Consider the following 11,163-nt stretch of genomic DNA (forward strand, 5'->3'; position numbering starts at 1 on the left):
ACATCGACGCCTCTGCCTTGTATAAATACCCAGCAACTCGCTGCAAAAATCAGCTCGAAAGATCAACACGCCCTAGTTACCTAATAAGAATAGCTTTGAGTTCATTTAGCTTCAGTCCAGCAGCCTGTCGATTAATTCTCTTGGCTATTTAGATAAGCTCTGTGTGAAATATCCGTCCATGAGCGCACTTGCTCTAGGTAGCTTGCTTGTGAAGCTTGGATCTCTTTTGCCAACTCATCTTTCTCAGCATGTGCAGCAAGTAGGCGATCGTTCGCTTCTTTCAGTGCCGACATAACTTCAGGCGGGAAATCTTTAACTTGTGCATCGGGGTATTCAGTCTTCATTGAAACCCAGTTCTTACCACTTTCGTGCGTTGCTTGTGTATACATGTCGTATGCCGCGGTACGCATTGCAACACGTAAGATCTCTTGTAAGTCTTCAGGCAACTTGTTCCATGTGCGCTTGTTCACTAGGAATTGAAGCTCTGAACCCGGCTCATGCCAGCCTGTGTAGTAGTAAGGCGCGATTTTGTGGAAGCCCATACGTAGATCAAGTGACGGGCCTACCCACTCCAGTGCATCGATTGTGCGACGCTCTAATGAGGTGTAAAGCTCACCTGGGGCAATATTGGTCGGCTTAGCGCCTAGCTCCGCAAGGATCTCACCCGCAAAGCCTGGGATTCGCATTTTCAGACCTTGTAGATCTTCAACGCTGTTGATTTCTTTTTGAAACCAACCACCCATTTGGATATCCGTGTTACCACCTGGAAACGACATCAAGTTGTGTGGAGAGTAAACCTGCTCCATCAACTCCATACCACCACCGTGATAGAACCACGCGTATTGTTCTGCTGGCGTCATACCGAAAGGCATAGAAGTGAAGTAAAGCGTGTTTGGAACTTTACCTTTCCAGTAGTAGGAGCCTGAGTGACCCATGTCGTATTGACCAGACTTAACCATGTCAAAAACGCCTAGAGGGGCTTTGTGTTTGTTTGCTGAGTCGATTCTGATCTGAAGTCGACCATTCGACATCTTTTCAGCCATCGCCGCCATGTTTTTCGTTGCATCACCGAAAACTGGGAAGTTTGGTCCCCACGTTTCTGCAAGCTTTAAACGGTAAACCTTATCAGCGGCTGTAGCACCAGTAGCGACCAAAGCTAAACAAGCCGCAGCGGTGATTGCAACGTTTTTAAAAACTCGTGTGAGGGATTTAGAAATGAGGCTCATGTTCACGTCCTTTGTTGGGTTAATACTCTTTCTATGAGCATTTTTTATGATTCAACATAAGAGTGCACCGTGACGAGGCAACAAGATATCAGGGAGAGCACGCACGCATGGCGTGAGCAAAGTTACGTATTAGACCAAAGGATTAAGTAGAACTACGTAAGAGATAATTATCCGATATCTATTTTACAGGGTTTACAGCATTCACGAATAAGGGAAACCCAATGAGAAATACCTAAGTAGTTACAATCAAGCGGCATTAACAATTGATTGCTATTTCGTGATGAGGCTCTATTGATTACCGCACTTGAGGGGAACTATCAGCACTTTTCGGCGTTATGGTTTCTAAGTATTGCCCTACTTTGGTGCTTACTGATGGTCAAAATGTGATAGGTATTGACCACTTCCAGCGGCCACAAATTTGATTTGAGTTTAGAGCTCTTAAGTTATGGGTTATGCGACGATACAACGGTTGCAGCCGATACAAAAAAGCCTCGATAATCGAGGCTTAAAAACGTAACCAAGCAAATGTGATCCCGTGGGATTAGATAGCTTTGTAGATAACCTTGTTACCTGCTAGCTGCTCTTTCGCTACTAAGTTTTGTTCAAGAAGTTTTTTCAATGCGCCTGTTGCCCATGAAGCTGCTTTCGCGTCTTCTTGACCAGCGACTAGGCCGATACCTTTAGGGTTAATGCCTTCAGCATTGCTAACAACGATGTCTAGAACTTGTTGTTGCTTAGGAGTCAGTGCTACTGCAACTTCTTTCGTTGCTGTTACTGTTTTCTCTACCGCTGGTTTTGCTGCTACAGGTTTTTCTGCTACAACTTTCTCTGCGACAGGCTTCGCTTTTTTCGGCGTTGCCACTGCGTTAACGACAGCCGCTTTAGTGCGTTTCTGCAGTTTAGCCTGCACCTTACGCTTATGAGCAAGTCTCATTGAATATTTCTCCAGTTCACTGCCCTTTTCGCAGTGGTGAAAATTTGAAGCGCGATTTATACCAAAAAACAGGAGCTATTTGTAGGGTGAAGCGTCGAAAGTCGACGAAAAATACCTACATCGCCGACTAGCGTCTATTATTTATACATAACATTATCAATTCAGGGTAATATGCACTGGTTATCCATCCAGACAAAAATATGAAAATTTGGTGTTGCCTATGGACACTCGTCATCTCGCAAATTTCTCTTTGCCTTCATTCACCCGTTGGTACCGTATTATCACCGTTATTTTGGGTATTATTTGCTTGCTTATAGCGCTCTACAGTGACAACCCAAAATTACTGATAGTCGGTGCATTTTGCATAATTGTCCTTCTGGGAACAGGCTACTACTTAATGCTACGCAGTCGAGTGATGTTCACCCTCACTCCTACTCACTTCCAGCAGCATTTTTATAAGGGGGGCTGGGTTTTAAGATGGAACAACATCGAAAGAATGGGGCTTTGTACTTATGAACAAGATGGTTGGCATCAGTCTCTACCTTGGGTTGGAATTAAGGTGAAAGACTACTCGCCCTATCTTGATTCTATTTGTCCTAAAATAACTTGTGAACTGTTACTCAACCAGCGAGCACTGCTGTATCTGGGCGCTAAACAGGCGGGTAAAGAATCTAACTTTGAAGACATGGTTTTAGACTCATCGCACTACCACACGCGTTGTACCGAAAATGGCTGTGTTGAATTAAGCCAATATAAAGAATCAAAGAATACCGACGACGCAAATTTCAACGATAATCAATCACAGGACACCCTTGCTTCACCGAATGAAACAAACAATCAGAACGCGGTGATTAAAGACTATTCTGGATTACAGGCGATGCTTGCCAACAGAATGAAGTATCAAAGAGGCTTCCATGGCTATGACATTTTCATATCAACCCATGATTTGAATATTAGTGGGGAGGAGTTTGTTGGGCTAGCTCGACGCTACTTGGCGGCTGCCGAACGTCTTTCAGATTAATGCGGACACGTTTGGGAGTGGAACGAACGCGCGCACAAAAACAAAACAAGAAAAAAAGCTTAGCTTTCAGAACAAAAGCTAAGCTTCATTTTAAATCAATCGACACGAATAATAAGTCGGCTAATCAAAGATTTAATTAGTATAGAGGCATTTCATCCGCGACGAACGGGTTTGATGCACGCTCACGGCCAAATGTAGACTCAGGACCATGACCCGGAACGAATGTCACGTCACTGCCTAGCGGCCAAAGCTTAGTCTTGATTGAAGCAATCAGCGTGTTGAAGTCGCCTTGTGGGAAATCCGTACGACCAATAGCCCCATTAAATAAAACGTCACCAACAAACGCCATACGCGCTTGCTCGCTGAATAGTACGACGTGACCTGGTGTGTGGCCCGGAGTGTGAATCACATCAACCACTTGGTTACCAAAAGTAACTTTGTCGCCCTCTTCTAACCATGTGTTTGGTTCAAAAGCTTTGCACAGTGGGAAACCAAACATCTGGCTTTGATTCTCTAAACCTTGAAGCCAAAAGTTGTCTGCCTTATGTGGGCCAACAATGTTCACGTTCAAGATATCAGCAAGTGGTACTGTTCCGCCTACATGATCTAGGTGACCGTGAGTCAATACCAAGTTCACCACTTTAACACCTAACTCTTCGATGATAGCAGCCAGTTGCTGAACATCCCCGCCCGGATCGACAACAATGCCTTCCATTGTCTCATCACACCACACAATTGAGCAGTTTTGAGAGAAAGAGGTAACAGGGACAACTTGATACTTAAGAGACATATACAAACCTTAGAGGGCAAACTGAAATTTGAGCAAACTATGACATTGGATGTCAATTTTGACAAGTGCCTACTGTTCCACTGGCGACCAGGTTTAATGAGCAACCAGTATGGAGGTTACTCAAACGGATCGCTTTCAGCCCCCTTGCTTGTCGTATTGATAGATATCTCCTCGATACTTTATGCCATCATCTTCAAACAAGACTGTTTGATAGATAATATGCACTGGAATTCGCTTCTTAAGGCGAACCTTGGTGTTAGGGCCAAGATAACCACTCTGGTTAGGAGCCTGCTTTGCTTTGGTCGCAAACAGTAGTTCAGCCAATTGCTCGGCATGCTCAACACGTATGCAACCGGAGCTATAAGCGCGGAAATCCTTGTTAAACAAGCTTTTGCTCGGCGTATCGTGCAGGTAAATCGCACGCTTATTAGGAGTATTAAACTTGTATAAACCTAATGCATTGTGTGAACCTGCCTTCTGCCGTAAACGATAAGGGAAGGAGTTAAAGTTAATGGTCTGCCAATCAATCTGTGTAGTATCAATTGTTTGCATAGAGCGCCAACCATCGATAACTTGGAAATTATGCTTTCTTAAGTAACTTTCGTCGGCTTTAACCTTCGGCAGGATATCTTTAACCATGATTTTCCACGGTACATTCCAAGTAGGATTTAGGATCACTGAATCTAGGTTTATCTCTAAGAGTGGTGTTTTTCGAGACTTTCTACCGACCACGACCTTAGACTCAAATACCTCTTCTCCCCCCTCCCAATATTTCATCTCAAAGCTGGGCACATTCACTACAATAAGTGAGTCTCTATTCCTTGGCCACAATCGAGCACGTTCAGCATTCAAAGCTAAAGAATTCAATCGATCATTAAAGCTCATATTGATCCACTTGATCGTGTTAGGTCCAATAATCCCATCAGACTTGATACCGTGCATGTCTTGAAAAGACTTAATCGCGACTTGTAAGTCTTGATCAAACTCAGGCAAGTCGATGGCCACCATCGATGTATCAACCCCGACGAGTGCAATACGTTCAACAAGGGTTACCTTATCCAGCAACTTATCACCTAAACGCTTCAAGCCTTCCTGTTTGTATCGGTTAATTGAAAGATCCGATGCTGTGGCTAAGATCGAATAAATCGATTTGAATTGATCAAAATCCCCGACAGGCGGTGCATAAGAGAGCACCATTTCCAATAAATAATCATCAGCGACACTGCTTTTCAGCCTTGACAGAATATGAGGTGAAGGCGGGGGTAAAGTCGAATGTAACTTCTCTGAGAAAAACCACTCTTTGCCAGCAAGAGGTGCATTTTCAACGTAGCTCAAGTAAGAGATAAAGGTATCGGTTAATAGAATATCTAGCTCTTGCCATTGGTTTTGGGATTGATACTGGCGGATCTGCTTGAGTTGTCGCTCAAAAGTCGGCGATATTTGGGCCTGAACAATCAATGACAACTGGAATTCAAACGCCTGAATGGCGTCTGACGCCCCCCACAAAATAGGAAGTGAATAGCCTTGATAAATACTTTGTGTTAACTCGGGGTAGATCAGAATAGAAGACAATTCTGAGTCAGCCGGAATAAATCGGCTCTCTTCCGAACTCGTGTAGCTCCATGTATGCACAGAAACTAAAACTAACAAACCGCAGAAGTATTTCGCTAACATGCTTCACTCCATCACTATCAACTCCATTAGTATGGCAAAGAAATGGGAGTAAGCATGTTATTTTTAAGGTGGTTATGAATTATATTGCACTCCAATGATTATCCTATTGGACGGACGATTGCAAGATTGAACTCTGGTAAGGCTCTTGCTGACTCACCACACTTCCCGCCCCGGAGCTTAGTCGAAACTCTCCGTTAAGCAGCACAGCACCCGAGGCATCGGACAGAGCAGACAACTCAACTAACTCTTTGGTTTTTTTAGACCAAATACCGTAGCAATTGCCTCGTGGAGAAAATACAAGCTTACAATTTTATTACAAGATAAATACAAAAAAGCCTCACAGGCGTGAGGCTTTTTTTTGTATTTTCGCATCAAGTGCAACAAATACTGAAATCAGATATCCAGATCATGCTTTCCGTGAGAGACCTTTGCCTTCAGGTAACTTTCATTACCCGACTTAATATGAGCAGAGGTGTTCACTACTTCTTCAATCTCAATACCAAAAGATTTAAGCTCATTGATTTTCTTAGGATTGTTGGTCACTAGACGAATTTTGGTCGTACCCAAAGCGCGTAGCATTTCTGCCGCTTCAGTGAAATCACGTAAGTCGTCGCCAAAACCTAGGTGGTTATTCGCTTCGTAAGTGTTCATCCCTTCGCTTTGAAGGCGGTACGCATCAATCTTGTTATACAGACCAATACCACGACCTTCTTGGCGTAGATAAAGAATCACACCGCCCGTTTCACCCATGATTCTAATGGTTTCGTCCAATTGCTCACCGCAATCACAACGAGAAGAATGGAAAACATCACCAGTAAGGCACTCTGAGTGCATACGAACAAGAGGGATGTCTTGTGTTTTGTCTGCTGCTTTGAAAATGACAGCCACATGCTCTTTATCTGTTTTCAGTCCATGGAAAGACAAAAGCTCAGCATCGATACTGCTGTTTGTCCCTACTTTGAAATCTATTCTGGCACGTACTTCCGCCATAGCTATACTCACTTGAAAATTCGATGTATTTAACGACACTACATGATATATCTAGGCAATATTTTGTAGTGAACTCTCTCATGATAAACACTATGAGGCTGTTAACCCTTTTTTTCAAGGTCGGTTATATAGAAATTGTTATATTATAACAATTATTTTTCAACCAACAAAAAACCCATGCTGGAAATGCCATCATGGGTCTATAAATTAACCGCTTACCATTAACCAACTCTGTCTGCAGTACGATCAACTAAGTTCACAGGAAGAGTGATTTGCTTGGCGTAATGAAGTAGCCTTGGCGATCAACCGACTTGAGCTTGCTTCCAAATAACAAGCTGAATCCAAGCATTCTCCAGCTCTGTTAGCTCTTCTTGAGTCAGCGTAGAAACGCTCGACTGAGCACTGTATCGTTCTGACCACTTGTCAGATTGGACATGGGTATGGAACTCTTTTTTAAATTTGAGATAACATTGTCTACAGATATATCCTTATATAACAGTGCCTAACCTCTATATCTGGTAATGTTACAAAATGCAAATCAATTGGTAAACAGTAATACACGATTTTTATGAGCCATTACCAATACTTTTACTAATAAGTATGTAGTAGAAGTTATGCGAGTGGCGAAGTAATCATGACTCAACAGAGAGCATGGAGCATCAATATCACACACGCACAAAAATCGCAGGCAATAAAAAACCGAGCACTGAAAGTGCTCGGTTTCAATAGTAAACTTCATTACTTAGCGTAATTGAGATTACTCGGTGTCTTGCTCGCTATCACTTTCAGAGTCAGAAGCATCTGATGCTTGCTCTTCACTTGATTCAGCAACTTCAGCGTTGATAGTTTCAGCGTTTGCTTCTTCAGCTTCGCCTTCGACAATCTCAGCTTCTTCTACTTCGTCGATACGTTGTAGACCTACAACATTCTCGTCTTCAGCAGTACGAATCAGTGTTACACCTTGAGTATTACGACCAACTTGGCTGACTTCCGCTACGCGAGTACGTACTAGCGTACCTGCGTCGGTAATCATCATCATTTCATCGCCTTCTTCAACTTGAACAGCACCAACTACTGGGCCATTACGTTCAGAGACTTTGATAGATACCACACCTTGCGTTGCACGGCCTTTCGTTGGGTATTCAGCTAGCTCAGTACGCTTACCGTAACCGTTTTGAGTCACAGTTAGGATATCGCCTTCGTTAGAAGGAACAATCAGTGAAACCACTTGATCGTCTTCTGGAAGCTTCATACCACGAACACCAGAGGCAGTACGGCCCATTGCACGTACTTTGTCCTCGTTAAAGCGAACAACTTTGCCCGATTTAGAGAACAGCATGATGTCGCTATCACCGTTAGTGATGTCAACGCCGATCAGTGAATCGTCGTCACGTAGGTTAACAGCGATTAGGCCGTTAGCACGTACGTTGGCGAATTGATCCAGAGATGTCTTCTTAACAGTACCATCACCTGTTGCCATGAAGATGAATTTCTCGTTAGAGAACTCAGAAACAGGCAGGATCGCCGTGATACGCTCACCTTCTTCTAGAGGAAGAATGTTCACGATAGGCTTACCACGAGCAGTACGACTTGCTAATGGTAATTGGTAAACTTTCAGACGGTACGTCTTACCACGAGTAGAGAAACATAGGATGTTATCGTGAGTATTAGCAACAAGCAGACGCTCAATGTAATCCTCATCTTTCATCTTAGTGGCACTCTTACCTTTACCACCACGACGCTGAGCTTCGTAGTCGCTTAGGACTTGGTACTTAACGTAACCGGCGTTAGAAAGCGTGACTACCACGTCTTCTTGAGCAATCAGCTCTTCCATGTCGATGTCATGAACTGCAGAAGTGATTTCTGTACGACGCTCGTCGCCATAGATTTCACGTACCGCTTCAAGCTCTTCACGGATCACTTCCATCAAACGCTCAGTGCTTGCAAGAATGTGCATTAGCTCAGCGATTTCTTCTAGAAGTGCTTTGTACTCGTCTAGAATCTTCTCGTGCTCTAGGCCTGTTAGGCGATGAAGACGAAGTTCTAGAATAGCTTGTGCCTGTGTTTCCGTTAGGAAGTATTGGCCATCGCGGATGCCGTATTGGTCTTCCAACCAATCAGGACGAGCCGCATCAGTACCTGCACGCTCAAGCATTGAAGCAACGTTACCAAGGTCCCAACCGCGAGACACTAAACCAACTTTAGCTTCTGCTGGTGTTGGCGCGCTCTTGATCAGCTCAATGATTTCATCAATGTTAGCAAGTGCTAGAGACAGTGCTTCAAGGATGTGTGCACGGTCACGCGCTTTCTTCAGTTCGAAGATAGTACGACGAGTCACAACTTCGCGACGGTGGTCTACAAAGCACTTAAGCATGTCTTTGATGTTGAACAACTGTGGTTGACCGTTATTCAACGCAACCATGTTGATGCCGAAAGTTGTTTGCAGTTGAGTTTGTGCGTATAGGTTATTAAGAACCACTTCGCCTACTGCATCACGCTTACATTCAATAACAATACGCATACCGTCTTTATCAGACTCGTCACGCAGTGCACTGATGCCTTCTACTTTCTTATCTTTAACCAGTTCAGCAATCTTCTCGATCAAACGAGCTTTGTTTACTTGGTAAGGGATCTCAGTAACGATAATGGTTTCTTTACCATTCTTCTCTACTTCGATATCCGCTTTTGAACGCATGTAAACCTTACCGCGGCCAGTCTTGTATGCATCTACGATGCCTTTACGACCACTGATAAGTGCTGCTGTTGGGAAGTCAGGACCAGGGATATAGTCCATTAGCTCATCAATAGTAATATCTTCATTATTGATAAATGCTAAACAGCCATCAACAACTTCACCAAGGTTATGTGGTGGGATGTTGGTAGCCATACCTACTGCGATACCAGAAGCACCGTTTACCAATAGGTTAGGAATTTTTGTAGGAAGTACTGCTGGAATTTGTTCGGTACCATCGTAGTTCGGTACGTAATCCACAGTTTCCTTATCAAGGTCAGCCAGGAGCTCGTGAGCAATTTTCGCCATACGAACTTCGGTATAACGCATTGCAGCCGCCGAGTCACCATCGATAGAACCAAAGTTACCTTGGCCATCAACTAGCATGTAACGCAGTGAGAACGGTTGAGCCATACGAACAATTGTATCGTATACAGCACTATCACCATGCGGGTGGTATTTACCGATAACATCACCTACTACACGAGCAGACTTTTTATATGGTTTGTTCCAATCATTACCCAATACATTCATCGCGAACAAAACGCGGCGGTGTACAGGTTTTAGGCCATCACGCACATCTGGAAGGGCACGACCAACGATGACGGACATCGCGTAGTCTAGGTATGAACCTCGAAGCTCATCTTCAATGTTTACGGGCGTGATCTCTTTCGCTAGATCGCTCATAGAGCCATTTTCCCTCTATATTCAGATCGTATTTTTGAATACGTATAAGACCGAAAAATATAACACAAATTTACCTTGTGAGGCATCACTTTCCCTCTCCTTTTATCATCTTGTGAAGCTTGTAGCTAATCAATTGATGAGAAATTGCACCTCAGCATCATATCTCTATGAATCATGGCTACTTTACATCCAACAAACTCACAAAATTGTAGATCTTCTGGTCAGAGAAAAAAGCCAAGTTATAATGCTCTCAACTTCATGGATGCATTATTTAACTTGGAAATGCCGATTATGACCAAATCACAAAACGTCGACCCAGCTGAAATCAAAAAATTCGAAGACATGGCGTCACGCTGGTGGGATCTAGAAGGTGAGTTTAAGCCTCTTCACCAAATCAACCCTTTACGCCTTAACTACGTGCTAGAAAAAACAGAAGGCTTGTTTGGTAAAAAAGTTCTTGATGTAGGTTGTGGCGGCGGCATTTTAGCGGAAAGTATGGCGCTCGAAGGTGCGGTAGTCACCGGGCTCGATATGGGCAAAGAGCCGCTTGAGGTGGCTCGCTTACATGCACTAGAGACCGGCACTAAGCTCGATTATATCCAGAGCACCATCGAAGATCATGCCGAACATAACCCACAAGCTTACGATGTGGTCACATGCATGGAAATGCTAGAGCACGTTCCAGACCCACAATCGGTGATCACGGCTTGTTCAAAATTGGTGAAACCGGGCGGCCATGTGTTCTTTTCTACATTGAACCGCAATTTTAAATCGTACTTGTTTGCGATTGTTGGTGCCGAGAAGCTATTGAAGATTGTTCCTGAGGGCACTCATGATCACGAGAAGTTCCTTCGCCCCGCAGAACTGATTAAGATGGTGGATAACACGCCATTGCAAGATTTAGGGATTACGGGGCTGCACTACAATCCGTTAACAGACAGCTACCGCTTAGGCCGAAACGTAGACGTAAACTACATCGTTCACACCCAAAATTTTGGTTAATAGAAGTCGGCTCTAACCTTAAGACGCTTTAATAAATGGACTTAATGAAAAGGCATCAAATATCATAAATTTGTGCCTTTTTTCTAGTCAAAATTCGTGCTCTAGCTT

Annotated in this window: 8 protein-coding genes and 2 pseudogenes; 2 read left to right on the plus strand and 8 right to left on the minus strand. The window is 43.7% G+C overall.

Features of this window, described 5'->3' with window-relative positions; translation table 11 throughout:
• Positions 1-131: 131 nt before the first annotated feature.
• A complete protein-coding gene (locus Q1A70_RS10870) occupies positions 132-1,226 on the minus strand; it encodes a TRAP transporter substrate-binding protein (RefSeq protein WP_299690783.1) in 1,095 nt (364 codons plus the stop codon).
• Between the two features lie 541 nt (positions 1,227-1,767).
• The gene (locus tag Q1A70_RS10875) at positions 1,768-2,160 is read right to left on the minus strand and encodes a MarR family transcriptional regulator (RefSeq protein WP_299690780.1); all 393 of its coding nucleotides are present in this window, start codon (positions 2,158-2,160) and stop codon (positions 1,768-1,770) included.
• A gap of 220 nt (positions 2,161-2,380) precedes the next feature.
• Between Q1A70_RS10875 and Q1A70_RS10880 the strand changes: the two genes are divergently transcribed.
• Positions 2,381-3,181, plus strand: coding sequence for a DUF2982 domain-containing protein (locus Q1A70_RS10880; protein WP_299690778.1), 801 nt, complete (start codon positions 2,381-2,383; stop codon positions 3,179-3,181).
• Between the two features lie 136 nt (positions 3,182-3,317).
• Here Q1A70_RS10880 and Q1A70_RS10885 read toward each other — a convergent pair whose 3' ends face one another.
• From Q1A70_RS10885 to gyrA, 6 genes and pseudogenes are all read right to left on the minus strand, one after another.
• The gene (locus Q1A70_RS10885; protein WP_299690775.1) at positions 3,318-3,971 is read right to left on the minus strand and encodes an MBL fold metallo-hydrolase; all 654 of its coding nucleotides are present in this window, start codon (positions 3,969-3,971) and stop codon (positions 3,318-3,320) included.
• Between the two features lie 135 nt (positions 3,972-4,106).
• Entirely contained in the window at positions 4,107-5,645 is a 1,539-nt protein-coding gene (locus Q1A70_RS10890; protein WP_299690772.1) for a L,D-transpeptidase family protein, read from the minus strand.
• A gap of 103 nt (positions 5,646-5,748) precedes the next feature.
• Positions 5,749-6,030 (minus strand): annotated as a pseudogene (locus Q1A70_RS10895) (DUF1513 domain-containing protein); the annotation flags it as partial.
• A gap of 8 nt (positions 6,031-6,038) precedes the next feature.
• Positions 6,039-6,635, minus strand: coding sequence for a GTP cyclohydrolase II (ribA, locus tag Q1A70_RS10900; RefSeq protein WP_299690769.1), 597 nt, complete (start codon positions 6,633-6,635; stop codon positions 6,039-6,041).
• Between the two features lie 302 nt (positions 6,636-6,937).
• Positions 6,938-7,119, minus strand: a pseudogene (locus tag Q1A70_RS10905) (hypothetical protein).
• A 273-nt stretch (positions 7,120-7,392) separates the two neighbouring features.
• Positions 7,393-10,053, minus strand: a complete 2,661-nt coding sequence (gene gyrA / locus Q1A70_RS10910; protein ID WP_299690766.1) for a DNA topoisomerase (ATP-hydrolyzing) subunit A — start codon at positions 10,051-10,053, stop codon at positions 7,393-7,395.
• 258 nt (positions 10,054-10,311) lie between these two features.
• Here gyrA and ubiG point away from each other — a divergent pair, with 258 nt between their 5' ends.
• Complete coding sequence (gene ubiG / locus Q1A70_RS10915) at positions 10,312-11,055, plus strand: bifunctional 2-polyprenyl-6-hydroxyphenol methylase/3-demethylubiquinol 3-O-methyltransferase UbiG (protein ID WP_299690727.1); 744 nt, start codon at positions 10,312-10,314, stop codon at positions 11,053-11,055.
• Positions 11,056-11,163: the final 108 nt, after the last annotated feature.

The organism is uncultured Vibrio sp. (assembly GCF_947488985.1).
Classification (GTDB): Bacteria; Pseudomonadota; Gammaproteobacteria; order Enterobacterales; family Vibrionaceae; genus Vibrio.